Source organism: Kribbella sp. CA-245084 (assembly GCF_050942355.1).
GTDB lineage: Bacteria > Actinomycetota > Actinomycetes > Propionibacteriales > Kribbellaceae > Kribbella.
This window is the reverse complement of the sequence record NZ_CP192053.1, coordinates 1,743,416-1,767,559: the sequence shown is the minus strand read 5'-3', so window position 1 is coordinate 1,767,559 and position 24,144 is coordinate 1,743,416. Positions and strand designations below refer to the sequence as shown.

The following is a 24,144-nucleotide window of genomic DNA, read 5'->3' as shown; positions in this document are numbered from 1 at the left end:
TCATGCCGGCTGCGATCAGCACGGAAGGTCTGGTCAAGTCGTTCGGGCGGACCTTTGCCCTGGACGGTCTCGACCTCACGGTGCGAACCGGTGAGGTACATGGGTTCCTCGGCCCGAACGGCGCGGGGAAGACCACCACCATTCGCATCCTGCTGGGCATGACCCGCGCGGACGAGGGGACGGCGCGGGTCCTCGACGGCGATCCCTGGTCGGACGCGACCGACCTGCATCGCCGCCTAGCCTACGTTCCCGGTGACGTGACGCTCTGGCCGAACCTGTCCGGCGGCGAGGCGATCGACCTGCTCGGCCGGATGCGCGGCGGGATCGACAAGAAGCGCAAGGCAGAGCTGCTCGAGCGCTTCGACCTGGACCCGCGGAAGAAGGCCCGCGCGTACTCGAAGGGCAATCGCCAGAAGGTCGCCCTGGTCGCCGCGTTCGCCTCCGACGTCGAGCTGCTGCTGCTCGACGAGCCGACGAGCGGCCTGGACCCGTTGATGGAGGAAGTGTTCCGCGAGGTTGTGCAGGAGATCAGCGACCGTGACGGCCGGACGGTTCTGCTGTCCAGCCACATCCTGTCCGAGGTTGAGGCACTCTGCGATCGGGTCACGATCATCCGGGCCGGCCGTGCGGTCGAGAGCGGCACGCTGTCCGAGCTGCGGCATCTCACGCGTACGTCGATCCAGGCCGAGCTGGTCGGACCGATGAACGGCCTGGCCCAGCTGACCGGCGTACACGATCTCAAGGAGAACGACGGCAAAATCCAGTTCGACGTCGACACGGACGAGATCAACCCGGTACTGCGACGTTTGACGGAGATCGGCGTACGGAGTCTGGTGAGCCAGCCGCCGTCGCTGGAGGAGCTGTTCCTGCGGCTGTACGAACCCGAGGCCGTGAAATGAAGAACCTGGCGGGTACCGGCGGACTGATCCGGCTGATCCTGCGCCGCGATCGGATCGTGCTGCCGTTGTGGATCGTGCTGCTGGTGGCGATCTCGGTCAGCTATGTGAAGGAGTACGGCGATCTGTTCCCGACGCCGGACTCCCGAATCAAGTACGCGAGCAACGCCGGCTTCATCACCCTGTACGGCGAACTGTCCGGGTCCAGCCTCGGCGAATTCGTCACCTGGCGACTCGGATTCGTACCGGTGATGGTCGGGCTGATCAGCCTGCTCACGGTGATCCGGCACACCCGCGTCGAAGAGGAGACCGGACGTCGCGAGTTGCTCGGAGCAACTGTCATCGGCAGGCACGCACAACTCGCGGCCGCGCTGGCAACAGTCTTCGGCGCAAACCTGACACTAGGAGCACTGCTTGCCCTAGGCATGCACAGCCAGAACCTACCGGCAGCAGGATCCGTTGCTATTGGCCTCGTTTATGCCAGCACCGGCTGGTTCTTCGCAGCAGTTGGCGCGGTGGCGGCACAGCTGACGGCCAGTGCAGGTACGGCGCGCGGGATCGCGATCGGCGTGCTCGGCGGCGCCTACGTACTACGAGCGGCCGGCGACACCAGCGCACACACGGACGGACCGCTCGCCTGGTTGTCGTACCTGTCGCCGATCTCGTGGGCGCAACAGATCCACCCGTACGCCGAGAACCGTTGGTGGCTGGCCGTCATATTGCTAGCGGCAACCATCGCGCTCACGACGACCGCCGTCGTTCTCGCAACCAAACGGGACATCGGCTCCGGCCTGTTGCCGGACAAGCTCGGCCCGGCGGACGGGACCCTCGGTACGCCGCTCGCACTCGCGTGGCGGTTGCACCGCGGTCTGCTCCTCGCATGGACGGTCGGATTCGCCTTGCTGGGCTTGTTGTTCGGCGGTGTGGCCAAGGGCGTCGGCGACATGATGAAGGACGATCCGACCATCCAGGAGATGTTCCAGCGGATGGGCGGGTCGGCCGGCTTGATCGACTCGTTCCTGGCCGGCGTGATGACGCTGGTCGGGTTGATCGCGTCGGCGTACGCCGTACAGGCCACGCTGCGGATGCGCGTCGAGGAAAGCAGCGGGCGAGCCGAGCCCGTGCTGGCAACCGCGACGAGTCGCTGGCAGTGGGCCGCGAGTCATCTGGTCTTCAGCCTGCTCGGGCCGGCGGTTGCGTTGCTGGCGGCAGGTGTGGCCGAAGGTCTTGCGTACGGCGTCGCGATCGGCGACGTCGGCGGGCAACTGCCGCGGCTGATCGGCGCGGCGCTCGCACAACTCCCGGCCGTCTGGGTGTTGGCCGCGATCGCCATCGCGATCTTCGGGTTCTTCCCGCAGGCGTCGATGATCTCGTGGGCCGGACCAACTGTCTGCATTCTGATCGGCCTGGTGAGTGCGGGTGTCGCCACAGCCGGCTGGATCCGCAACATCTCGCCGTTCACCCACCTCCCGTCGCTACCGGGTGGATCGGTGTCGGCCGGCCCGCTGATCACCCTGCTGGCCATCGCAATCATCGTGGGCTTCGCGGGCCTGGTCGGGCTGCGGCGGCGCGATCTTCCTGCCTGACCATGTCGAGAACGGGGTACCGGCTCCGACGTGGCCGGTATGAGACAACACGAACGAGCAGTTCACGACAGCACGGCACTCCCGCCGGTGGTGGATCGAGCAACGTTCGACGCGGACCTTGATCAACTGCGCGCCAGGGAGAAGGCACACACGCACGAAGCAGACGCGATTGCGGCCCAGCGACGCAGGCTTCCGATGGTCGAGGTCGACGCGAGCATCACGGTGACCGGGCCGAACGGTCCGGTCACCCTGCTCGAAGCATTCGAAGGCCGCAAGCAACTCCTCGCCTACTACTTCATGTGGCACACAGGCCATCCGGCCGAAGAACAGTGCCAGGGCTGCACCTGGTGCACAGGACAGGTGCAGGAGATCTCGTACCTGCACTCGCGCGACATCACGTTCGCCGTCTTCGCCCAAGGCCCGTACGCCGAGAGCCGCGCGTACCGCGACTTCATGGGCTGGACGATGCCCTGGTACTCCGGTGTCGGATCGCTGGAGCGCTTGCTGGTCGGGCGGAACATCGGGCAGATGTACCTGATCTCGTACGTACGTCAGGGCGACCGCGTCTTCGAGACGAACTGGACGACCATGCGCGGCGTCGAGGTGATGGACAACAACTACGCGCTGATGGACCTGACGGTCTACGGACGCCAGGAGCCGTTCGAGGACTCGCCGGTCGGCTGGCCCAAGCAGTGGGCGCTAGAAGACCCGGTGTTGCCGAAGACCATCGACGGCCGGCCGACCTCGCAGTGGTCGCGGATCGAGGCCGGCCGCTCCGACGATCTCACTTCTTAGCGTTGCGGGACCAGCTGAAGCAGTACAGGCCGAAGGCGGCGAGCCCGAGCGCCAGAACGGTCAGCAGTACCGAACCGAACGGCTGGCCTTTGATCGTGCGCAACGCCGTATCGAGGCCGCCCGCCTTCTTCGGGTCGTAGCTGATCGCGGCCCAGCCGAACAGTACGCCGACGACCGCGAACGCCACGCCCTTCGCGGCGTACCCGATCCGGCCCAGCAGGATGGTGACTTCGGAGACGCCGCCGATCAGGTCCTCGGTGAACTTCTTCGTGATCGCCTTGTGCAACTGACGTGCACCGACGGCGATGATCCCGATCCCGATCACGACGATCAGCACCCGGCCCGCTCCGTGCTGCATGACGCGGGCGGAGAGCGACTGCTGCTGACTCGTGCTGGAGCTCCCGGAGCCGATGGCGACCTTGACTGCGCTGATGCCGAGGACTATGTAGACAGCCGCGCGGCCGATCGCGGAAAGCTTGTGCTCGAGGTCAAGGTGGCCGTACACCAGCTGCAGCACGCGCCAGGGGACCAGCGCGAACAATCCGATCGCGACAACCCACAGCAGGATCCCGCCGAGCGGTTTGCCTGCCAGTTCCTGCAGTGCTCCCTGCTGCGACGCCTCCTGGGACGACTGGCCCCACGCGAGTTGCAGCGCGATCCATGCGATCAGCAGGTAGACGACTCCGTAGGCCATCAGGCCGACGGTGATCGCCACGCCGTACGCACGGCTGTGCCTCACTTCCTGGTCCATCCTCACCCTCACCCGGTGCCCATACGGGAAACCGATCAGGCGGAGACAGGTGCGCTGGCTTCCCGGTCTGCTTCGTCGATGTCGCCGTACTCACCGTGACGATAGGCGCGGCGGCCGAGGGTCCAGACGTAGATGAAGAACGCCAGCTCGACGAGGATGCCGATCGTCACGCGGACCGGTGCCGGCAGGAACGGTGTCACGAAGCCCTCGATCAGACCGGTTACGAGGAGTACTGCGGCCAGACCGATCGCCATACCGATCGTGGCGCGTCCGGTCTGGGCGACGGCGTGCATTCGAGTGCGGGGACCGGGAGCGACCCAGGACCAGCCGAGACGCAGTCCGGCGGCGGTGGCGACGAACACCGCGGTCAGCTCGAGCAGACCGTGCGGCGCGATCAGACTGAAGAACAGGCCGCCCTTGTCGTGGCCGATCATCAGACCGGCGCTCAGACCGAGGTTGATCGCGTTGTCCCACAGGATGAAGACGGACGGGACCAGGAGAATGCCCAGCGCGAGTACGGCGGCACTAAGAGTCGCGTTGTTGATCCAGACCCGGAGCGCGAAGTCCTGCGCCGGGTTGTCCGAGTAGTACGACTCGAAATCGTGCTCCACGAGCTGCTTGATCTGGTCCGGCGTACCGATGGAGTCGATCACCTCCGGATGCGCCAGCACTCGCCAGGCCGTCCAGGCCACCACCAGGTAGAAGAGCAGACCGATGGTGAGCCACCAGCGTCTGGAGGCGTACAGCGCCGCCGGGAAGCTCACCAGGAAGTACTTCGAGATGTCGCGCCAGACAGGAGCCTGCGCACCGGTCACCGCACCACGAGCGTCAGCGATCAGGCCGGAGAGACGACCGATCGACACCGGATCCGCGCCGGCAGCCCGCAGCGCGGCCAGGTGGGTGCCGACACGCTGGTAGAGGACGACCAGCTCTTCGGCCTCCGCACCGGACAGGCGGCGCTGGCGGCGAGTCAGGTAGGCAAGGCGGTCCCACTGCGGTTGATGCACCGATACGAACGCTTCGACGTCCACAGCTACCCCCTCCTCCACCCCGACTGCTGGCAGACTAGCCGGACGCAGTGTCTAGGCAGGAGGGGGCGACGACGTGTCTCAGCTGGTCACCGGCGAAGCGGTCGTCCTCCAGGTGCGGATCGCCCGGATGCCGACGCGGGCGCTGGCCTGTGCGATCGACGTGGCGCTGCAGGGCGTCGTACTGGTCGTGATCGTCTCGTTGCTGGCGGGGTTCCTGCTCGGGGGCGAGTCCAGCGAGGCGCTGGCGGTCGCGCTGATCTTCATCGTCGTACTGCTCGTCGCGGTCGGCTATCGGGTCCTGATGGAGACGCTGACCCGCGGGCGGACGATCGGCAAGATGGTGCTCGGGCTGAAGGTGGTCCGCGACGACGGCAGCTCGATCCGGTTCCGGCACGCGCTGGTGCGGACGCTGATGTGGTTCTTCGTCGACTTCGCGCCGTGGTTCGCGGCGTGTCCGGGGATCGTGGCGAGCCTGATGAACAAGCAGGGCAAGCGGTTCGGTGACATGGTCGCCGGTACGGTCGTCATCCGCGAGCGCCACCAGCCGATGGCGTCACCGCCGCTGTTCGTCCCCGGCCAGCTGGTCCAGTGGGCGCAGTCGCTGGAGCTCTCCCGCCTGTCCGACGACCTGGCCAACTCCGCCCGCGACTACCTGGCCCGCTACACCGAGCTCCTCCCCGGCCCCCAGATCGCTCTCGGCGAAGCACTGGCCGCCCGCATGTCCGCCGTAACAGCCCCTGCCCCACCAGTGCCGATCATCGCCCCCGCGTACCTCTCCGCGATCCTGGCCGAACGCCGCCGCCGCGAACTCATCCGCCTCTCCACCCACCGCACGACGCAGACCGGCCCCTTCGCGAACCCGTCGTACGCGATCCCAGCCGGACCCTTCACCCCACCCAGCCCGTACGGCGCACAGGCCCCCGTGCCGGCGCCGAGTCCGTTCATCCCGCCCCCGCCACCCCCAGGACCTCGCCCAGCCACCGTGAACCCCCAAGGCTGGGCCGCCCCAGGCAGCAACGAAGCCGGGTGGTCCTGACAAAGCGAAGCGCCCCACAGGAAGACCTGTGGGGCGCTTGCTGTGGGGGGGAATCAGTAGCGGTAGTGCTCCGACTTGTACGGTCCTTCGACCGGTACGCCGAGGTACGCCGCCTGCTCCTTGGAGAGCTCGGTCAGCTTCACGCCCAGCGCGTCCAGGTGGAGGCGGGCGACCATCTCGTCCAGGTGCTTCGGCAGCACGTAGACGTCGGTCGGGTACTCCGCCGTCTTCACGAAGAGCTCGATCTGGGCCAGGACCTGGTTGGTGAACGAGTTCGACATCACGAACGACGGGTGGCCGGTCGCGTTGCCCAGGTTCAGCAGGCGGCCCTCGGACAGCACGATGATCGTGTGGCCGTCCGCGAACCGGAACTCGTCGACCTGCGGCTTGATGTTGATCCGCTCGACGCCGGCGGTCTTGTACAGGCCGGCCATGTCGATCTCGTTGTCGAAGTGGCCGATGTTGCCGACGATCGCCTGGTGCTTCATCGCCGCCATGTGGTCGGCGGTGATGACGTCCTTGTTGCCGGTGGTGGTGACGAAGATGTCGCCGATCCCGACGACGTCGTCCATCGTGCTCACCTGGTAGCCGTCCATCGCGGCCTGCAGCGCGCAGATCGGGTCGATCTCGGTCACGATCACCCGGGCGCCCTGGCCGCGCAGCGACTCCGAGCAGCCCTTGCCGACATCGCCGTACCCGCAGACGACCGCGACCTTGCCGCCGATCAGGACGTCGGTCGCGCGGTTGATGCCGTCGATCAGCGAGTGCCGGCAGCCGTACTTGTTGTCGAACTTCGACTTGGTCACCGAGTCGTTCACGTTGATCGCCGGGAACAGCAGCGCGCCGGCCTTGTGCATCTCGTACAGCCGGTGCACGCCGGTGGTGGTCTCCTCGGTGACACCCTTGATGCCCTGACCGATGGTGGTCCACAGCTGCGGCTCCTCGCGCAGCGTGCGGGTCAGCAGCGACAGTACGACGGCGTACTCCTCGGAGTCCGCGGTCGACGGGTCCGGCACAGCGCCGGCCTTCTCGAACTCGGTGCCCTTGTGGACGAGCATGGTGGCGTCGCCGCCGTCGTCCAGGATCATGTTCGGGCCTTCTTCACCGGGCCACTTCAAGGCCTGCTCGGTGCACCACCAGTACTCCTCCAGCGTCTCGCCCTTCCAGGCGAACACCGGGACACCGGCGGGGGCGTCGGCCGAGCCGTTCGGGCCGACGACGACCGCAGCCGCGGCGTGGTCCTGGGTGGAGAAGATGTTGCAGGAGACCCAGCGCACCTCGGCGCCCAGAGCGATCAGCGTCTCGATCAGCACCGCGGTCTGGATCGTCATGTGCAACGAGCCCATGATCCGGGCCCCGGACAGCGGCTTGCTGTCGCCGTACTGCTTGCGCATCGCCATCAAGCCGGGCATCTCGTGCTCGGCCAGCCGGATCTCCTTGCGCCCGAACTCGGCCAGGCCGAGATCCGCCACCTTGTAGTCGAAGGTCATGCCGCTCCCCTGAAGACTGTGATTGGTACCTGCCTGAGCCTAGAGGGGCGAGCCACGCGGTTTGATCGCTCCGGGCGCGATTTTGACACCGAAATGTCAAGATTGAGATATGCGCATCACCGAGGCCGCTCGCCAGCTGGGTACCACTCCACGCATGCTGCGCTACCGGGAGGCGCTCGGGTTGCTCCCACGGTCTCGGTCCGAGCACACGGCCCAGCGCCAGTACGACGACCGCGACCTGGCCGCCGTGCAGCTCGCGCTCGACCTCGAACGCCGGTACGACGTGACGCCGGCCGCGCTGGCGTTCGCGCTGCGGGCCCTCGCCGAGCCCTCCGTGGCCGCCGACATCCGCAACCTCGGCTACCGCACCGGCCGCCTCACCGCACCCCCGACCCAGGCCCAGATCGACCGCGACCGCGCCCTCAGATGGCTAGGTCGGTCGGGTGTGCTGCCACCGAAGCCTCGCTAGTGCGAGGGGGCCTCGGGGACGGCGGGGCGCTCGTCGGGGACGTGGTTCTCCTGGTAGACGTCGGGCTCGAGGTAGATGTGCTGACTCATCGGCTCGGCGGCACGGATCGCGCGTTCGGCCGCGTCAATCGTCTCGGCCACGACCGCCGCATCGGTGGTCGGCTCGACGCCGACCTTGGCGGCGACCAGGACCTCCTCAGGGCCGAGGTGCAGGGTCTTGATGTGGATCAGCTTCTGCACGCCCGGGGTGCTCTCGATCGCCGCGACGATCTTCGCCTGGGACTCGCTGGTCGCGGACTCGCCGAGCAGCAGCGACTTCATCTCGATCGCGAGGAAGATCGCCACGCAGACCAGCAGCGCGCCGATCGCCATCGACCCCAGACCGTCGAACACACCGTTGCCGGTGGCAAGCGTCAGGACGACGCCGATCAGCGCCAGCACCAGACCGGTGAGCGCGGCGAAATCCTCCAGCAGGATGACCGGCAGCTCCGGCGCGCGGGCGTTGCGGACGAAACGGACCCACGGCACGTGTCCGCGGATCTTGTTCGCCTCGACGATCGCGGTCCGGAACGAGAAGCTCTCCATCAGGATCGCGAGCACCAGCACCGCGATCGGGACCCACTTCCAGTTGTCGATCCCGTGCGGGTCGTGCACCTTGTGGTAGCCCTCGTACAGCGCGAACAGACCGCCGACGCTGAACAGCACGATCGACACGATGAACGAGTAGACGTACCGCTCCCGGCCGAACCCGAACTGGTGCAGCTCGTCCGCGGACCGCTTGGCCCGCTGGCTGCCGACCAGCAACAGCACCTGGTTGCCCGCGTCGGCGAGCGAGTGGATCGCCTCGGCCAGCATCGACGCCGACTGGGTCAGGGCCCAGGCGGCGAACTTGGTGACCGCGATCCCGGTGTTCGCCAGCAAAGCCGCGACAACGGCCTTGTTTCCGCCACCAGCCATGGTGTTCAGGTCCTCCGTGAAATCAGCGTGCCGATACGACGAAAGCCGTACCGGAACCACGCAAGATACAGGGTCCTTCGGGTCCCGCGGCGAACGCGGACCGGCCCGCGGACAACGTCACAGCAGATTCTTTGCCCCCAGCATCGATCGTCCCCGCCACACAGCACACGATCCGCGGACCGACACCTTCCACGACCCGCTCGCCACCGTCCAGCTCGACCCGGTGGATAGCGAAGTACTCACAACCCGTCTCGTAGACACCGGCCTCCGAGGCGGTCAGCACCGGGTTGTCCAGCGGCTCGAAATCGACCACCGAAACCAGCTCCGGTACGTCGATGTGCTTGTGCGTCAGCCCGCCGCGCAACACGTTGTCCGAGTTCGCCATCACCTCGAACCCCAGCCCGTGCAGATACGCGTGCACGTTGCCCGCCGGCAGGTACACCGCGTCGAACCGCTCCAGCCGCACCCGGTTCAGCAGCAATGCCGCGAGTACGCCGGGATCGTCCGGGAAGTCCGCGCACAGCTTCGAGAGCGTCTCCCGCTCCAGCTCGAACGCGTCCCCGACGTACTGCGCGACCGCCTCGCCGAGCGCACCGACCAGCGGACGGATCGCGTCGCGGTCGGCACTCATGAAGTCGGTGAACGCCTCCCGGAGCTTCCCGTCCCGCAGCTGATCGGTCAGCTCACCGAAGCCGGCCGGCGCCAGCGCCTCGAGCAGCGCGATCGTCCGGTCCAGCGGACGGAAGCCCACCAGCGCGTCGAACGGCCCCAAAGCGATCAGGATCTCCGGCTTCGGCCAGGCGTCCTTGTAGTTCCGGTCCGCGGCGTCGCGGGGAATCCCGGCCGCCTCGTCCCGCTCGTACCCGTCGATCGCCTGGTCGCGGGAGGGATGCGCCTGGATCGACAACGGCTGCCCGGCCGCGAGCAGCTTGGCCAGGAACGGGAACCGGCCCTCGAACCGCTCGGCCGTCTCCTCCCCCAGCACGGCAGCTGGGTCGTCGGACACAACGTCGTACAGCGTGTCGCCGTTCGGCAGAACTGACGGCGCGGACTCATGCGCGCCCATCCACATCTCGGCCTGGGGTTTGCCGTCCGGCGCCACCCCGAGCAACTCGGCGAGCGCGGTCTCCGAGCCCCATGCGTAGTCGCGGATCGTGTTCTGCAGCGGAACTACCACGCCAGGTCCTCCGAGGGGTTCCCCGACCCCGCCGGGTCGTCCACGGTCGGCATACCGCGCCGCCCGAGGCCGATCCCGAGGTACGCCGCGGCGTACCGGCCCTGCTGGGTCAGAGCGGCGTACCGCGCGACGTCCGTGCCGTTGGCCTGCGTGATCGTGTGCACGCGAACGTCGTGGGCCTCCGCCTTGGACTCCAGCTTGCGGCGGTGCTCGGCGACGCCGGCCTCCTCGATACCGTCGTCGAGGATGATCAGCGCCGGCCGGAGCTCCGCCGGCTTGTCGAACGGGTCCGCGAACAGGTCCCGCGGCGGCTGGTTGAGCACCGGCAGTAGATGGCCCGCGTCAGCCGCCAGCGCCGGCCGGCCACTGGCCAGCCGCAGCGCCTCGACCACGCGGCGAGCAGCACGCGCAGCCAGAACAGAGCCGCCCCAGACCAGCGGCAACGCGTCCGCCAGCACCAGAGCGAGGTCCTTCGCCGGGTTGGAGGCAACGTCGTTGTTGGGCGAGCAGTCGATGGCTACGTCGTCCAGCAGCGCCGCAACAGCCTTGTAGTCCACCTCCGGCCCCAGGTCCATCTGGTGCAGCGCCTGCAGTACTGCGACAGCCGCAGCCAGCTGGTCGTCCGACTGGGACGGCAGCCGGATCGCGTGCCGGAGACCGGCCGACGCGATCGCCACCGGGGAGTCCTCCGGCGCAGCCACCATCAGCCCGCAACCGCGGCGTACCGCTTCGCCGGCGGCCGACACCGCGTCCGAGTCCTCGGCGGCACCGCCCAGCACGACCACCAGGTCCAGCGGACCGGCCCAGCCGGGCAGCCCCGGACCAGGCCAGGCCAGGAAAGGCACCGGGCAGACCGGCTCGAGCACAGCCCGCACCAGCCGCGCATCCCGGCCGGCCGCGACCACTGCCCGCGGCCGGAAGCCGTCGGACTCCACTGCGGACAGCACGTCGGCGGAGGCCTCCAGCTCGGCCCGGATCCGGGCGCCGGCCATGGCCAGGCGGCGGAGCAGGTGGTCTGCCGCCTCGAGGGCGGCCGGGTCGTCCAGTCGGGTGTCGTCGAAGACGCTCATCAGCTCTCCGTCAGCTCTCTGTCGCGGCCGTTTCCCTGGTGTCCCGGGCTTCGTCGATCAGCAGCACCGGGATGTCGTCACGCACCGGGTACGCCAGCGCGCACGACGCGTTCGTGCAGACGAGCTCGTTCGCCTCGTCGTCCACGCGGAACTCCGACCGGCACTTCGGGCAGACCAGGATGCTCAGCAGGTCCGGGTCCAGATTGACTGCCATTCAGTTCTCCTCCACCGATGCGCCGGTGATCAGGGCCAGTACTTCGTCACGGACACGTTCCATCTCCGACCGGTCCGAGGCCTCGACGTTCAGCCGCAGCAACGGTTCCGTGTTCGACGCACGGACGTTGAACCACCACTGTCCCGCCGACACGGTCAACCCGTCCAGATGGTCGACGGTCACGCCTTGGAGGCCAGAATACGTATCTTCGATCGCCGCGACCGTCGCCGCCGCGTCCGCGACCTTGTTGTTGATCTCGCCGGACGCGACGTACCGCTCGTACTCGGCGAACAGTTCGCTGGCCGGCCTGTCCTGCTCACCCAGCGCGGCCAGCACGTGCAGCGCGGCCAGCATGCCGGTGTCGGCCCGCCAGAAGTCGCGGAAGTAGTAGTGCGCGGAGTGCTCGCCGCCGAACACCGCGTCGGTCTCGGCCATCTTCTGCTTGATGTTCGAGTGCCCGACCCGGGTCCGGACCGGGACGCCGCCGTGCTCGGTGATCAGCTCCGGAACGGCCTTCGACGTGATCAGGTTGTGCAGGATCGTCGAGCCCGGGTGCTTGGCCAGCTCCCGTACGGCGACCGCGCCGGTGATCGCGCTCGGCGAGATCGGGTCGCCCTTCTCGTCCACCACGAAGCAGCGGTCGGCGTCGCCGTCGAACGCGAGCCCCAGGTCGGCTCCGGTCTCGCGGACCTTGGCCTGCAGGTCGACCAGGTTCTTCGGGTCGAGCGGGTTCGCCTCGTGGTTCGGGAAGTTGCCGTCGAGCTCGAAGTACATCGGGATGATCGTCACCGGCCCCTTGGCGAAGACCGCCGGGACGGTGTGGCCGCCCATGCCGTTGCCGGCGTCGACGACCACGGTCAGCGCACGGATGTCGCTGAGATCGACCAGGTCGTGCAGGTGATCGGCGTACGCCGTCAGCAGGTCCTTGTGGGTCACATGTCCCGATGTCGAGGCAGTCGCCGGGCCTTCGGTCAGGGCCTTCGCGACCAGGTCGGCGATGTCGCGCAGACCGGAGTCGGCGCCGACCGGGGCAGCGCCCGCGCGGCACATCTTGATGCCGTTGTACTTCGCCGGGTTGTGGCTCGCCGTGAACATCGCCCCGGGCAGGTCGAGCCGGCCGGACGCGAAGTACAACTGGTCGGTGGAGGCCAGGCCGATGTCGATTACATCCGCGCCGGTGCTGGTCACCCCCTCCGCGAATGCAGCCGCCAGGCCCGGGCTGGACGGTCGCATGTCGTACCCGATCACGACCGCCCCCGGACCCGCGAGGACGTCCAGGACCTCGACGAACGCGGCGCCGGTCGCCCGGGCCACCGATTCGTCCAACTGGTCCGGGACGACCCCACGCACGTCGTACGCCTTGAAGATCGCCGCAACGTCAACCATGCGTGGACCCTATCCGGCCCACGCACGAACCTGTATTTCAGGCCTTCTCGAACCAGCCGATGTCCTTGCGGTGGTGCACCGTCGGCAGCTGGCGCGGGACGACCGGCGCGGCCCACTTGGCGGCGTTGGCGAGGATCTGCTGGACCTCGTCCTGGTGGTACGTCGGGTACTCCTGGTCACCGGGGCGGAAGTAGAAGACCCGGCCCTGGCCACGCCGGTAGCAGCAGCCGGAGCGGAACACCTCGCCGCCGGTGAACGAGCTGACGAAGACCAGCTCGTCCGGCTGCGGGATGTCGAACAGCTCGCCGTACATCTCCTCGCGCTCGATCACCAGCGGGTGCGGGATGCCCTGCGCGATCGGGTGGCCGGCCGCGACCGTCCAGATCAGCTCGCGGTCGTTCTCGGCGCGCCAGTCGAGCGAGCACGTCGTACCCATCAGCTTGATGAAGATCTTGCTGAAGTGCGCGGAGTGCAGCGCGATCAGGCCCATGCCGGACAGCACGTGCTGCTGGACCCGCTCGACGATCGCGTCGTCGACGTCACCGTGAGCGGCGTGCCCCCACCAGGTGAGTACGTCGGTGTCCGCGAGCACCTCCTCGGTCAGACCGTGGTCCGGATCCTGCAGCGTGGCGGTGCGTACGACGACGTCCGCGCCCAGCTTGGCGCGCAGCGCGGCCGCGATCGTGCCGTGCATGGTGTCGGGGTAGACCTTGCGCACGGACTCGTCGCGGCTCTCGTGGACGTTCTCGCCCCAGACGGTGACGCGAATCGGATCAGTCATGCAGCACAACCTCTCGTCCCGCCTTCGCCGAGGCGTAGCAGGCGTCGATGACCTCGGTCCGCAGCAGCGCCTCGGACCCGTTCTGCCCTTCCCACTCGCCGGACTTCACGATCCGGACGAACTCCCGCACCACGCCACGGTGGCCGAGCCCCGCGCCGGTCGCGGGCTTCACCTCGGCGGCGACGCCGGCGACATCGGTGAAGATCCGCAGCGTGTCCTCGGTGGTGTAGTTCTGCACGTCGATCTTGGCGCCGCCCTCGGTGCCGAACAGCTCGATACCGAAGTTGTCTCCCGGCGCCCGGTACGTCGCCCAGCTCGTCTCGAGCTGCAGCGCCCCGCCGCCCTGCAGCCGCAGGTACGCCGTGGCCAGGTCCTCGACCTCGAACTTCGAGCCGAGCGTGTCCACGGTCGGGCGGTCCGGCGTACTCGAGCTGCCCCGGCCGCGCGGCCCCAGCTCGGCGAACGTGTTCGCCGACACCGTCGTCACCTGCGGCTCGCCCAGCAGGTGCAGCGCCATGTCGAGGATGTGCACGCCGAGGTCGATCAGGGGACCGCCGCCGGACAACTCCCGGTTGGTGAACCAGCCGCCCATCCCGGGGATGCCGTTGCGGCGCATCCAGTGCGCCTTCGCGTAGTAGATCCGGCCGAGCTGACCCTCGTCGATCTGGTGCTTGAGCGCGATCACGTCACCGCGCTCGCGGTGGTTGAACACCACCTTGAGCACCCGCCCGGCCGCCTTGGACGCCTCGACCATCGCCGTACCCTCGGCGACGGTCCGCGCCAGCGGCTTCTCGGACAGGACGTGCAGGCCCTTCGCCAGCGCCGCGAGAGCAATCGGCGCGTGCAGCTGCGTCGGCGTACCGATGCTGACCGCCTGCAGGCCCTCGGTCTCGAGCAGGTCCTCCCACTTCTCGTACAGATGCGGTACGCCGTGCTTCTCACCCAGGCTGGTCAGGATGTCCTTCTCGAGGCCCGCCAGCGCGACCACCTCGACATCGGGCAGCTCGGAGAACGCCTCCAGCGCCGTCCGCCCGGCAAAGCCCAGCCCGACAACTCCGACCCGCAGTCTTTGATCGTTCACAAATACGATCCTCTCCCGATGACAACGACGGACACAAACCCCTTCCCACACTACGGAACACGTTCGAACACCGCCGGGAGAGGGGTGTCATGGGGCTGTGTCAGTCGTCGTCGGCGTCGAAGTCGGGGTCGATCTGCTCCGGAGAGAGGGCGAGGACGTCGGCCAACTCCAGGACGAGCGCGCTGCGGACCAGCCAGGACAGGCCGGAGCCGGACCGTTCGGCGCGGAGCTCGATCGGGCGGCGGAAGACGACGATCCGGTACGGCTCGTGGGAGGTGCCGCCGGTGGCGTGGGTGAGCGGGATCTCGGTGGCGTCCAGATCGAGGTTCGGCACGTCCTCGATCGCGAACTCGACCCGCGCGACCACCTGCGGCAGGCGCTTCTCCAGCCGGGTCACCTCGATCGCGACAACCTCGTCGAACTGGGCCGCGGCCGACCGCTGCAGCGGCAGACCGCGCGGCGCGAACTTGCTCGGCCGGCTGATCGGGCCGAGCATGCCGCGGCCATGGCGGTCGATGTGCCTGCGATGACGGCGAGCCTCGGTCACGCGCTCAGCCTAGTGGGGGTAACGTCTGTGCGTGAGCATCGCCAGGATCTGTTCGCGCGCCGGGTGTCAGAAACCTGCCGTATCGACGCTCACCTACGTCTACGCCGACTCGACCTGTGTCATCGGTCCACTCGCGACGTACGCCGAGCCGCATTGCTACGACCTGTGCGCGGACCACGCCGACCGACTGACCGCTCCGAACGGCTGGGAAGTCATCCGGCTCGCTCCGGACCCCGCCGCCGCCGGTCCGTCCTCCGACGACCTCGAAGCCCTGGCCAACGCAGTCCGCGAGGCCGCACGCCCCTTGCCGCGCCGCGAGCCCGGAGCGGGTACGCCGGGAGCACCAGTCGAGATAGCCCGCCGCCGCCACCTGCGGATGCTCCAGGACCCCGGCGCGAACACCTCCGAAGGCTGAGAACTACCGCAGAGCGGCGCTCACGTCCGGCTGGGCACCCAGCTGGGCACGGAACACCAGCGACGTCGTCAACGGCCACGCCGCCACCTGCGCCACGTCGTCCTTGGCCGGCTTCGCCGCCGGCATCAGCGTGACGCCGGCGACCACGGTCCCTCGCGTCTGCTGCACCATCAGGTACGTCGGTCGCGGCTGCGCCGGGAACGAGACCTGCGACGTCGCACCGCCGACCACGTCGAGCGCGCGGGTGATCATCGCCCGCCCGGCCGCGTCGCGCAGCTCGAACTTCACGCTCCCGGTCTTCCCCGGCGCGGTCACCTGCAGCACGACCGGCTGCTTGTGCGCCGGTAGCACGAGGTACGCCGGACCGGTCAGCGCATCCGCCGATCCGATCGACGCGAACTCGGTCCGGGCCGCGTCCGTCATCCGCATCGAGGCGGTGACCGGCTGATCCGACGTCACAGTGATCGCACTGGGGTCACCGTGCAGCACCGGGTCGAGCATGATCGTCTTCACCGAGCCGGCCGCAACCTGCACAGTCTCGAGACCGGCCGGCTTGAACGACCCGTTCGGCCCGTTGATGCTGAGGCTGGCAGTCGCCTGGAGGTCCGACGGGTTGGCGATCGACAGGATCCGCAGTCCGCCACCTGGCGCGACCGCGGGCACGAAGACCTTGGTCGCAGGCGCCGCCGAGGTGTTCAGCCAGTCCACTCCAGCAGGCACGCTGTTCCCGGTGGACGCGTTGGAACGTACGGCGGCCGCCACACGACCACCGGTCGACTCCACGTGCATGGCGATGTCCCGCAGGTTCGGAGCGATCTGCTTGAGGAACAGCAAGGACGTGCCATGGGCGGGTACGACGATGCCGCGTGCGGCGGGCAGGTCCTGCTGACCGTTCCGCGCGTACACGGTGACGTTGACCTCGGCGTTGATGCTGTCCAGGTTCGTGAGAATCAGTACGTCGCGCCGATCACTCGCCCCCGATGCGCCGACGAACCAGAAATCCGATCCGGGCTGCTGGCACGGCACGCTCGCCATACCGGAGTTCACCCCGTCCTCGGAGGTCGTCGTGCTCGTGCCGACTGTGCCGGCAGCGAGCGGACCGGTGCCTTGGATGGACAGCGGCTCCGGCTTGACGACCACAGCGCTCGAACCGATGAAGCCGCGCTTCAAGATCGAACCGACCGGGTTGGACGTGGCCGCCAGCGGAGCGATCGTCAGCGGTTGGGCACTGCCCGACGCAGTCGGCGTACCTTCGGGCAGCGTCGGCGACACACCGTTCACCACGCTGGACATCTTGCCGCCGGCCGCGAGCACAGGGCACGACAGCGCCGTACGGTTCACCACTGTGCGAGCCGGCTCGGTCGCAGCGGCCGCAGGGCTCGTGTCGGGCTTCTTGGGATGCGTGACGACGCCGATCCCGGCCAGGACGGCCATGGCAGCGATGACGGCCCCGAGCCGGAGGCGCGGGTCGGACAGCAACCGGCTCACCGCGGGTCCCTCCTCGCGTGGGTGCCATGCGGTACGGCGACCGTCCGGCGAACTGTCGGCAGGCAGAACACCAGCGCGATGATCCAGCCGATCAGGCCGAGGATGCGCCACATGGTGTGCGTCTGGTCGTTCAACGGCGTCTTGCCTTCGATCTTCGACCGGTCCACCAGCCACGAGGCATCGCCGTCGTTCGCGCTGGCCCTGGTCAGGCCGGGCAGCGAATCGAGCGTTGACGCAAGGGTCGGGTCCACCGGACCGGGCAGGTACACGTAGTCGATCGCGAGACCGGCCAACTGCCGGCCTTCCTCACCGCTACCGCCACCACCCAGGGTCGCGAGCACATCGGTGATCGGCTTGCTCTGCGCCGGGGTCGGCGCCGCCTCCAGCGCACCCATCCGCGGTCCGCCGTCCTTCACCAGCGCGAACCGCATCTGGCCGGCCGGTGCCTTCCGCACGACCAGGATCGACTGGTTCTCCGGCGGATCCTGCGAAGACACCAGGTACGCCGGGAGGTCCTGAGCAGGCCCGCTCCACAACGGACCGTCGGTCCCCCGCACCAGCCAGAAGCCCGCCGTCACGACGGTCGTCAGCAACACGATGCCGAGCACGCCCTGCACGATGATCTCGGTGGACTTGCCGACCGAGTCCCACGCAACCGTGACGGCGATGATCCAGCCGGCAGTCATCAGGAACATCAACGGCCCACTGCCACCACCCAGACGGCTGGCAACCAGCGTCGCGGCCAGACCGGCCAGTGCGGCGAACCAGCCGAGCAGTTCGTACCGCTGGCGAGACTCACGCAGCAGACTGACCAACGCGACCAGAATCAGCGGTACTGCGAACCACCACGGCGCCGGCGCACCAACCGGCGTACCGGTCAGCAGATGTTGCAAGCTGTCGCCCGGACCGACCGCAGCGGTCGGCGGACCGCCCGCCTCCTGGCCCAGCTTCGACGGGTGCTGGATCAGGTCGATCGTCCACGGCAGAACGAGCAGCAGCCCCAGTACGACGGAGAACACCAACTGCCTGCCCTGCCGACGCCAGCCGAGCCCGAACACCGCGCCCAGCACGAGAATGACCGCGATCAGCAGACCAAGCGCCGGCGTGAACGCGAACAGCACGGCCAGACAGATCCCGGCGAACCACGCGGCCCGCCAGCTGCCCTGCACGTACACGCGCCGACGCCGAGCAACAGTGTGTACGGCGGCACCGAGCAGCGGCAGCACGATCGCTGCCACGCACGTCCCGAGCCGCCCCTGCGAAATAGCGCCGTTCGTGAACACCGCCAGCCCGTACGCCGATGCGCCCCACGCACGCGCGACGCGGTCGACGACGAACGAACGCAGCATCACCCACGCAGCCAGACCGGCCAGCGGAACCGCGCCCAGCAGAAGGATGTTCGTCGCACCGTCCGGACCGAACATGACTGTCGAGAAGGCGGACAGCTGTGCCAGCCAGGCCGGCGGAGTCACTCCCGGAGGAGCGGACGCTGCCGCGTGCCAGAGAGCTGCGAGGTTGTCGTGGGCCGGGAGAAGCAGGTTGGACCGGAGGAACCCGCCGCCGATCAGATCGCGCGCAGCGATCAGCGCACCGATCGCCAGCACGACCCACGCGCCGAGGAACGGCCGGCGGATCAGCTGACGGCGCCACCGCGGCTGGTCGACCGCCACGCGGGCCGTTGACTTGGCGCGCCGTGCAGTGGTGACGACCTGCTCTTCCGGCTCGTCCGCCCAGGCTTCACGGATCCGCTCGGAGATCGTGCTGGTCGTCTCCTCCAGGTTGTGCCGCAGTGCGTGCACCGACCTGGAGAACAGGCCCTTGATGTGGTCGTACGGGACCTGGTCGAGATTTCGTCTGCTCTTGCGGGCCTGCGTCCAGCCACCGGCCAGCAGCGTGCCCAGCAACGCAGTCCACTCGTCGACAGCACCTGACGGCGTCTTGCCGATCAGGAACCAGATCGAGCGAAGTAACGCGCCGAACAGGAACCGCAGGATCAGCAGCGGGAGCAGCTTGCCGGGAGCGTTCGCGAGAACCGTGTAGTAGGCATGCGCGCGGTCCAGCTGGTACGCGTGCCGCCTGGTGCCGGCCAGCGCACGCTCGCCGGTCGCAGCGGCCTGTGCGTGGTAGATGACCGCGTCGGGCGCGACGCCGACCTGGTACCCCGCGCGGCTGGCGCGCCAGCCGAAGTCGATGTCGTCGCGGAACATCGGCAGCCGCGGGTCGAAACCGTGCAGCGCCTCCCAGACGTCGCGACGGACGAGCATGCCGGCCGAGCTGACCGCCAGTACGTTCCGCGGCTGGTCGTGCTGGCCCTGGTCGAGCTCGCCGATCTCGATCCCGGTGTCGCGGCGGCCGCCGAGCGACGTGGTGACGCCGACCTCGAGCAGCTCGCGGTCGCGCGGCCAGAGTCGCAGCTTCGGGCCCCAGACGCCGGTGGCCGGCGACATTGTGGCCTGAAGCAACAATTTCTCCAGCGCCTTCGGCGCCGGCGCGCAGTCGTCGTGCAGCAGCCACAGCCACTCGACCACGGGCATGTGCCCGTCATCGCCGTACGGACCGACGGCGCTCGGGATCGGCGCGAAGCCGTGTGCCTCGAGGCCGCGGGCGACCGCCACACCGAAACCGGTCCGGGCCGAGACGCTGACGACGGGCTCGACGCCGGGCATCGCGGCGAGCAGCTCAGCGGTCTCGTCGGTGGATCCGGTGTCGACCGCGATCAGACGGTCCGGTCGCGGGTTCAGCGCCCACAGTGCCTCGGACAGTCGTGGCAGCCAGGCCGCACCCTCGTGACCCACCACCACCGCGGTGACGACATGCCGGACCCGCGGGCGACCCATCGGGTCGTCGATGTGATCGGTCGGGAAGTCGACGGAGTCGAAGAATTCCCAGCCGGCCGGAGCTTCTTGTTCCATGCGGAGCTGTGACACCTCGATGCTTGCGGACGGTCACCGAGACCCGCAGGTCCCAGCGAGGACTCACCATACAGCCGCCTACCGAGTCTCAAGAAAGCCGCGGGCCCCGGGCGACGTTCGCCCGGGGCCTCGCGGAAGTCCTGATGTTGTTGTGCTTTGGTTACCGACGGTCAGACGGCTCTCTTCTTCAGCTTGCGGCGCTCCCGCTCCGACAGGCCGCCCCAGATCCCGAAGCGCTCGTCGTTCTGCAGCGCGTACTCGAGGCACTCGCCGCGGACGTCGCAGCCCAGGCACACTTTCTTGGCCTCGCGGGTGGAACCGCCCTTCTCCGGGAAGAAAGCCTCTGGATCGGTCTGGGCGCACAGCGCCCTTTCCTGCCAGTTCGGCTCCTCCTCGATCGCCTCACCGTCGACAATCGCCATCAGCTCTGTCACGGTACGACCTCCTCGACCCTGTTCGTTCCCCTGTACATGTGGGTTTGCGGTCCACATGCCTGACCTCGTCCGTCCTGCGCTCTGCAACGGTCCCCGATACCGAGTGTCCAACGAACGACACGGTTGAAATTACATTCCTGCAATCCACGAAAGTCAAGCCGTGCTCTGCTATTGGGATCATCCGCAACATGGCCGCAAAAGAACGAGAGGCCTGCAGATACAGGCCTCTCGCGCTGTGTGCCCCGGCTCAAACCTCATCCGGCCGGGATTTTCCTGCTAGCTCGGGCAAGGGCTTGCCGCCCGATTCCTTCCCTGTCAGGAAGGCTGGGACCACCAGCCCTGCTGTCCCTGACCCTGCTGGTTCGGGTCGTTCTTGTCCGGCTCGACGCGCGGGTCGACCCGGGTCTCGTCGGCGGGCTCGGTCTGCGCGGGCTCCGAGGCGCTCGGCTGCGACTCGGCGGCCGGGGTCTCGTCGGCCTGCCAGGCCTGCTCCTGCTGCCACGCCTGCGGCTCGGCGTCGGACTGCTCGTGCGAGCCCTCCTCCGTCACCGGGTGCTCCTGCTGGGCCCACTCCTGCTGACCAGGCTGAGCCGGCTGGGCCTGTCCGTACTCCTGACCGGCCCACTGCTGCTGGCCGGCCTCTGCGCCGCCCCACTGCTGCTCCTGCGGCCACTGCTGGCCCTGCTGGGCGGCGTCCTGGCCCCACTGCTGCTGGCCTTCGGAGCTCCACGGCTGCGTCGGCTCGGCGCCCTGACCCTCGGCGGTCCAGGCCTGGTCGCCCTGCGGCTGACCGGCAGAGTGCTGAGCGGAGTGCTGGGCCTCGGCCTCACCGGCCGACCAGGCCTGCTGCTCGCCCTGGCCCCAGCTCTGCTCCTGCGGCCACTGCTGCTGCTCGCCCTGGCCCGCGGCGTACCCGCCGGCAGCACCGGCCGCCGCGTATCCGCCGTACTGGCCCTGACCCTGGTCGTACTGGCCGCCGTACTGCTGGCCCTGCTGGCCCTGCGGCGCGTAGCCCTGCTGTCCCTGCTGCGGGTAGCCCTGCTGACCGTACGGAGCGGTCTGGCCGTACTGCTGGCCCTGCTGCTGCTGGAACTGACCTGCCTTCGGCGCACGCACCGGCGCGGGCAGCGACTGGAAGGTCTTCAGGATGTAGAGACCGGCAGCGCCGTACAGCGCGAGGCCGCCGAGCGCGTAGATGAAGCCGACGATCTTCATGCCGGCGGTGCTGGTCTCGTTGAAACCGGCGAAAGCGGTGATCAGGCCGATCAGCCCGGTGACGCCGATGATGACGAGTGCCGCCAGGGCGACGGTGCGCGCGTTCGGGGTCCGCTCATCTTCGTTGACCAGCCACACGGCACCGACCAGGACGAGGAGAATCACCAGCCCGGAGATCGAGGGTGGGGTGACTACGCCTTGCACTGTGCCTGCGGCGGCCGTGAAGCCGGCTCCGCCGACGAACAGCCGGATCAGCGAGGCCAGCGCGAGCAGGCCGGCGAATGCGAGCAGGATGTACGCGACCGGCTCTCTGAGCTTCTTGGTTGCGTCGGTGACCACGAGGGCTCCTCGGATGTTGGGGGGCCGTACAACTGAGCTGTGCGGATGGTTCGGACCCACCGCAGCATAGTCCCGCGGTGGTTCGACCGATTGACGACTCGTGCAGACTCTTCCCATGCGATTGACAGTGCTGGCCGGTGGCATCGGCGGTTCCACCTTCCTGCGCGGGCTGCTCCAGGCCCGGCCGGACGCCGAGATCACCGTCGTGGGGAACACCGCCGACGACATCACCCTGTTCGGGCTGCGGGTCTGCCCCGACCTCGACACCGTGATGTACACGCTCGGCGGCGGCATCTCGGAGGAACGCAAGTGGGGCCGCGAGGACGAGACCTGGGTGATCAAGGAGGAGCTCGCGGCGTACGGCGTCGAGCCCACCTGGTTCGGGCTCGGCGACCGCGACGTTGCGACGCACCTGGTGCGCACGCAGATGCTGGACGCCGGCTACACCCTCAGTGCGGTCACCGAGGCGCTGAGCACGCGCTGGAAGCTCCCGGTGCGGCTACTGCCGATGAGTGACGACCGGGTCGAGACGCACGTCGTGGTGGAGGACCCGGACCAGCCGGGACGGCGCAAGGCGATCCACTTCCAGGAGTACTGGGTCCGCTGGCACGCCGAGATCACCGCGCACCAGATCGTCGCCGTCGGCCAGGACAAGGCCAAGCCGGCTCCCGGCGTACTCGAAGCGATCGCGGACTGCGACGTGCTGATCATCCCGCCGTCCAACCCGGTGGTCTCGGTCGGCACGATCCTCGGCGTCCCGGGCATCCGCGATGCGGTCCGGGAGACCAAGGCTCCGGTCATCGGGCTGTCGCCGATCATCGGCAGCAGTCCGGTCCGCGGAATGGCCGACAAGGTGCTCGCCACGGTCGGTGTAGCGTCCACTGCGTCGGCAGTCGCGCGGTACTACGGTTCGCGTGCGACCGGCGGCGTACTCGACGGGTGGCTGATCGACACGTCGGACGCGATGCAGGCGGACTCGATCGCCGGCGCCGGAATTCACGTCCAGGCCGTCCCGTTGTGGATGACGGACGAGACCAAGACCGCCGCGATGGCTGACGCGGCGCTGAACCTCGCGGAGGCCGTGCGGCAATGAGGAAGCACCTGGAGATCTTCCCGGTGACCGGTCTGCCCGAGGTGGCGGCCGGAGCAGACCTGGCCGCACTGATAGCGGACGGGACCGACCTGCGCGACGGAGACGTCGTCGCGGTCACGTCGAAGATCGTCAGCAAGGCGGAGGGCCGGCTCACGTACGGCACACGCCAGGAGGCTATCGACGCTGAACTCGTGCGGGTCGTCGCACAACGCGGCGAGACCCGGATCGTGCAGACGCGGCACGGCCTGGTGATGGCTGCTGCTGGCACGGATACCTCGAACACAGCGCCCGGCACGGTCCTGCTGCTTCCGGTCGACCCTGACGAGTCAGCACGGGTACTGCGGACGGCGCTGAGGGAGCGGTACGACGTCAACGTCGGCATCGTGGTGACCGACACGCTCGGCCGCCCGTGGCGCAACGGTCAGACCGATCTGGCCATCGGTGCGGCCGGAGTGCGGGTCATCGAGGACCTGCGCGGTACGACGGACAGCCACGGGAACGTCCTTGCTGTGACGGAGCCGGCGCTGGCGGACGAGATCGCCAGTGCGGGTGAGCTGGTGAAGGGAAAGGCGGACGGCGTTCCCGTCGCAGTACTGCGTGGGCTGCAGGACGCCGTACTGCCTGTCGGCGAGCACGGGCCGGGTGCGCGGGCGCTGGTGCGGGACGCTGAGTTCGACATGTTCAGCCTGGGGACGCGAGAGGCCGCGCGGGCTGCGGTGTTGTCGCGGAAGGAGCCGTCCGGTCCGCGAGAGGTGGATCCCGCGGTGTGGGCCGGGTTGCTGCGCGACGTGGACGACGTACGGCTCGAGTTGGGTGACAGCGCTGTCACCGTGTTCGGTGTGGAGCCGGTGACCGTTGGCGTGATCGCCGAGAAGCTCGCCGTCCTGCTGCACGCGGAGGGGTACGGCGTGAGCGTGCGGCCGGGGCCGGGCGCTGAGGCGACGGTCACGTTCGGCTCACGGTCGCGGTAGTTTTCTAGGCA

General features: G+C 68.5%; 23 protein-coding genes. 8 read left to right on the top strand and 15 right to left on the bottom strand.

Annotated features, from left to right (window positions below; all coding sequences use genetic code 11):
* Positions 1-2: 2 nt before the first annotated feature.
* Genes ACQPYH_RS08700 through ACQPYH_RS08690 form a run of 3 tightly spaced genes read left to right on the top strand, consistent with a single transcriptional unit; the run spans position 3 to position 3,277 of the window.
* Positions 3-899 carry an ABC transporter ATP-binding protein gene (locus ACQPYH_RS08700; protein ID WP_432888840.1) on the top strand — a complete coding sequence of 299 codons (897 nt, stop codon included), beginning with the start codon at positions 3-5 and terminating at the stop codon, positions 897-899.
* On the top strand, positions 896-2,482 hold the full coding sequence (locus ACQPYH_RS08695) for an ABC transporter permease (RefSeq protein WP_432888838.1): 1,587 nt from the start codon (positions 896-898) through the stop codon (positions 2,480-2,482). The genes ACQPYH_RS08700 and ACQPYH_RS08695 overlap by 4 nt, the downstream gene beginning before the upstream one ends.
* A gap of 39 nt (positions 2,483-2,521) precedes the next feature.
* Complete coding sequence (locus tag ACQPYH_RS08690) at positions 2,522-3,277, top strand: DUF899 family protein (protein WP_432888836.1); 756 nt, start codon at positions 2,522-2,524, stop codon at positions 3,275-3,277.
* On the opposite strand, the gene ACQPYH_RS08685 is transcribed toward ACQPYH_RS08690, so the two are convergent.
* Together ACQPYH_RS08685 and ACQPYH_RS08680 are read right to left on the bottom strand one after the other, a co-directional pair.
* Positions 3,267-4,016 (bottom strand): DUF1206 domain-containing protein, encoded by a 750-nt coding sequence (locus tag ACQPYH_RS08685; protein WP_432888834.1) that lies wholly within the window; start codon positions 4,014-4,016, stop codon positions 3,267-3,269. The genes ACQPYH_RS08690 and ACQPYH_RS08685 overlap by 11 nt on opposite strands.
* A gap of 47 nt (positions 4,017-4,063) precedes the next feature.
* Entirely contained in the window at positions 4,064-5,059 is a 996-nt protein-coding gene (locus tag ACQPYH_RS08680) for a stage II sporulation protein M (protein WP_432888832.1), read from the bottom strand.
* Positions 5,060-5,132: 73 nt separating this feature from the next.
* Between ACQPYH_RS08680 and ACQPYH_RS08675 the strand changes: the two genes are divergently transcribed.
* Complete coding sequence (locus ACQPYH_RS08675; protein WP_432888830.1) at positions 5,133-6,095, top strand: RDD family protein; 963 nt, start codon at positions 5,133-5,135, stop codon at positions 6,093-6,095.
* Positions 6,096-6,148: 53 nt separating this feature from the next.
* On the opposite strand, the gene ahcY is transcribed toward ACQPYH_RS08675, so the two are convergent.
* Positions 6,149-7,585 carry an adenosylhomocysteinase gene (gene ahcY / locus ACQPYH_RS08670; protein WP_432888828.1) on the bottom strand — a complete coding sequence of 479 codons (1,437 nt, stop codon included), beginning with the start codon at positions 7,583-7,585 and terminating at the stop codon, positions 6,149-6,151.
* 109 nt (positions 7,586-7,694) lie between these two features.
* On the opposite strand from ahcY, the gene ACQPYH_RS08665 reads away from it, so the two are divergent.
* The gene (locus ACQPYH_RS08665) at positions 7,695-8,054 is read left to right on the top strand and encodes a MerR family transcriptional regulator (protein WP_350848619.1); all 360 of its coding nucleotides are present in this window, start codon (positions 7,695-7,697) and stop codon (positions 8,052-8,054) included.
* Here the strand turns inward: ACQPYH_RS08665 and ACQPYH_RS08660 are convergent.
* From ACQPYH_RS08660 to ACQPYH_RS08625, 8 genes are all read right to left on the bottom strand, one after another.
* Positions 8,051-9,010 carry a cation diffusion facilitator family transporter gene (locus ACQPYH_RS08660; RefSeq protein WP_432888826.1) on the bottom strand — a complete coding sequence of 320 codons (960 nt, stop codon included), beginning with the start codon at positions 9,008-9,010 and terminating at the stop codon, positions 8,051-8,053. The genes ACQPYH_RS08665 and ACQPYH_RS08660 overlap by 4 nt on opposite strands.
* Before the next feature lie 22 nt (positions 9,011-9,032).
* Positions 9,033-10,187, bottom strand: a complete 1,155-nt coding sequence (manA, locus tag ACQPYH_RS08655; RefSeq protein ID WP_432888824.1) for a mannose-6-phosphate isomerase, class I — start codon at positions 10,185-10,187, stop codon at positions 9,033-9,035.
* The gene (locus tag ACQPYH_RS08650) at positions 10,181-11,257 is read right to left on the bottom strand and encodes an SIS domain-containing protein (RefSeq protein WP_432888822.1); all 1,077 of its coding nucleotides are present in this window, start codon (positions 11,255-11,257) and stop codon (positions 10,181-10,183) included. Before ACQPYH_RS08650 ends, manA begins: the two co-directional genes overlap by 7 nt.
* 10 nt (positions 11,258-11,267) lie before the next feature.
* Positions 11,268-11,471, bottom strand: a complete 204-nt coding sequence (locus tag ACQPYH_RS08645) for a Trm112 family protein (RefSeq protein ID WP_130444460.1) — start codon at positions 11,469-11,471, stop codon at positions 11,268-11,270.
* Complete coding sequence (locus tag ACQPYH_RS08640; protein WP_432888820.1) at positions 11,472-12,857, bottom strand: phosphomannomutase/phosphoglucomutase; 1,386 nt, start codon at positions 12,855-12,857, stop codon at positions 11,472-11,474. It abuts the gene before it with no gap.
* A gap of 37 nt (positions 12,858-12,894) precedes the next feature.
* Complete coding sequence (locus ACQPYH_RS08635) at positions 12,895-13,638, bottom strand: ThuA domain-containing protein (RefSeq protein WP_432888818.1); 744 nt, start codon at positions 13,636-13,638, stop codon at positions 12,895-12,897.
* Positions 13,631-14,719, bottom strand: a complete 1,089-nt coding sequence (locus tag ACQPYH_RS08630) for a Gfo/Idh/MocA family protein (RefSeq protein ID WP_432888816.1) — start codon at positions 14,717-14,719, stop codon at positions 13,631-13,633. Before ACQPYH_RS08630 ends, ACQPYH_RS08635 begins: the two co-directional genes overlap by 8 nt.
* Before the next feature lie 100 nt (positions 14,720-14,819).
* Positions 14,820-15,266, bottom strand: a complete 447-nt coding sequence (locus ACQPYH_RS08625; RefSeq protein WP_432888814.1) for a metallopeptidase family protein — start codon at positions 15,264-15,266, stop codon at positions 14,820-14,822.
* Positions 15,267-15,297: 31 nt separating this feature from the next.
* Between ACQPYH_RS08625 and ACQPYH_RS08620 the strand changes: the two genes are divergently transcribed.
* Complete coding sequence (locus ACQPYH_RS08620; protein WP_130444453.1) at positions 15,298-15,681, top strand: DUF3499 domain-containing protein; 384 nt, start codon at positions 15,298-15,300, stop codon at positions 15,679-15,681.
* A gap of 3 nt (positions 15,682-15,684) precedes the next feature.
* Here ACQPYH_RS08620 and ACQPYH_RS08615 read toward each other — a convergent pair whose 3' ends face one another.
* From ACQPYH_RS08615 to ACQPYH_RS08600, 4 genes are all read right to left on the bottom strand, one after another.
* The gene (locus ACQPYH_RS08615) at positions 15,685-17,169 is read right to left on the bottom strand and encodes a DUF5719 family protein (protein WP_432888812.1); all 1,485 of its coding nucleotides are present in this window, start codon (positions 17,167-17,169) and stop codon (positions 15,685-15,687) included.
* The gene (locus tag ACQPYH_RS08610; RefSeq protein ID WP_432888810.1) at positions 17,166-20,081 is read right to left on the bottom strand and encodes a glycosyltransferase family 2 protein; all 2,916 of its coding nucleotides are present in this window, start codon (positions 20,079-20,081) and stop codon (positions 17,166-17,168) included. Before ACQPYH_RS08610 ends, ACQPYH_RS08615 begins: the two co-directional genes overlap by 4 nt.
* Before the next feature lie 170 nt (positions 20,082-20,251).
* Entirely contained in the window at positions 20,252-20,503 is a 252-nt protein-coding gene (locus tag ACQPYH_RS08605; protein ID WP_012919241.1) for a WhiB family transcriptional regulator, read from the bottom strand.
* A gap of 327 nt (positions 20,504-20,830) precedes the next feature.
* Positions 20,831-22,069, bottom strand: coding sequence for a hypothetical protein (locus ACQPYH_RS08600; RefSeq protein WP_432888808.1), 1,239 nt, complete (start codon positions 22,067-22,069; stop codon positions 20,831-20,833).
* 115 nt (positions 22,070-22,184) lie between these two features.
* Between ACQPYH_RS08600 and cofD the strand changes: the two genes are divergently transcribed.
* Positions 22,185-23,162: a 2-phospho-L-lactate transferase gene (gene cofD / locus ACQPYH_RS08595; protein WP_432888806.1), complete on the top strand. Its 978-nt coding sequence runs from the start codon at positions 22,185-22,187 to the stop codon at positions 23,160-23,162.
* Positions 23,159-24,133, top strand: coding sequence for a coenzyme F420-0:L-glutamate ligase (locus ACQPYH_RS08590; protein WP_432888804.1), 975 nt, complete (start codon positions 23,159-23,161; stop codon positions 24,131-24,133). The genes cofD and ACQPYH_RS08590 overlap by 4 nt, the downstream gene beginning before the upstream one ends.
* Positions 24,134-24,144 lie beyond the last annotated feature (11 nt).

Bases quoted from the DNA above. Each gene is read 5' to 3' on its own strand.
- ACQPYH_RS08590 (WP_432888804.1), top strand. From the start codon at position 23,159: ATGAGGAAGCACCTGGAGATCTTCCCGGTGACCGGTCTGCCCGAGGTG.
- ACQPYH_RS08665 (WP_350848619.1), top strand. From the start codon at position 7,695: ATGCGCATCACCGAGGCCGCTCGCCAGCTGGGTACCACTCCACGCATG.
- cofD (WP_432888806.1), top strand. From the start codon at position 22,185: ATGCGATTGACAGTGCTGGCCGGTGGCATCGGCGGTTCCACCTTCCTG.
- ACQPYH_RS08635 (WP_432888818.1), bottom strand. From the start codon at position 13,638: ATGACTGATCCGATTCGCGTCACCGTCTGGGGCGAGAACGTCCACGAG.
- ACQPYH_RS08700 (WP_432888840.1), top strand. From the start codon at position 3: ATGCCGGCTGCGATCAGCACGGAAGGTCTGGTCAAGTCGTTCGGGCGG.
- ahcY (WP_432888828.1), bottom strand. From the start codon at position 7,585: ATGACCTTCGACTACAAGGTGGCGGATCTCGGCCTGGCCGAGTTCGGG.
- ACQPYH_RS08660 (WP_432888826.1), bottom strand. From the start codon at position 9,010: ATGGCTGGTGGCGGAAACAAGGCCGTTGTCGCGGCTTTGCTGGCGAAC.
- ACQPYH_RS08610 (WP_432888810.1), bottom strand. From the start codon at position 20,081: ATGGAACAAGAAGCTCCGGCCGGCTGGGAATTCTTCGACTCCGTCGAC.
- ACQPYH_RS08640 (WP_432888820.1), bottom strand. From the start codon at position 12,857: ATGGTTGACGTTGCGGCGATCTTCAAGGCGTACGACGTGCGTGGGGTC.
- ACQPYH_RS08690 (WP_432888836.1), top strand. From the start codon at position 2,522: ATGAGACAACACGAACGAGCAGTTCACGACAGCACGGCACTCCCGCCG.
- ACQPYH_RS08645 (WP_130444460.1), bottom strand. From the start codon at position 11,471: ATGGCAGTCAATCTGGACCCGGACCTGCTGAGCATCCTGGTCTGCCCG.
- ACQPYH_RS08605 (WP_012919241.1), bottom strand. From the start codon at position 20,503: ATGGCGATTGTCGACGGTGAGGCGATCGAGGAGGAGCCGAACTGGCAG.
- ACQPYH_RS08650 (WP_432888822.1), bottom strand. From the start codon at position 11,257: ATGAGCGTCTTCGACGACACCCGACTGGACGACCCGGCCGCCCTCGAG.
- ACQPYH_RS08695 (WP_432888838.1), top strand. From the start codon at position 896: ATGAAGAACCTGGCGGGTACCGGCGGACTGATCCGGCTGATCCTGCGC.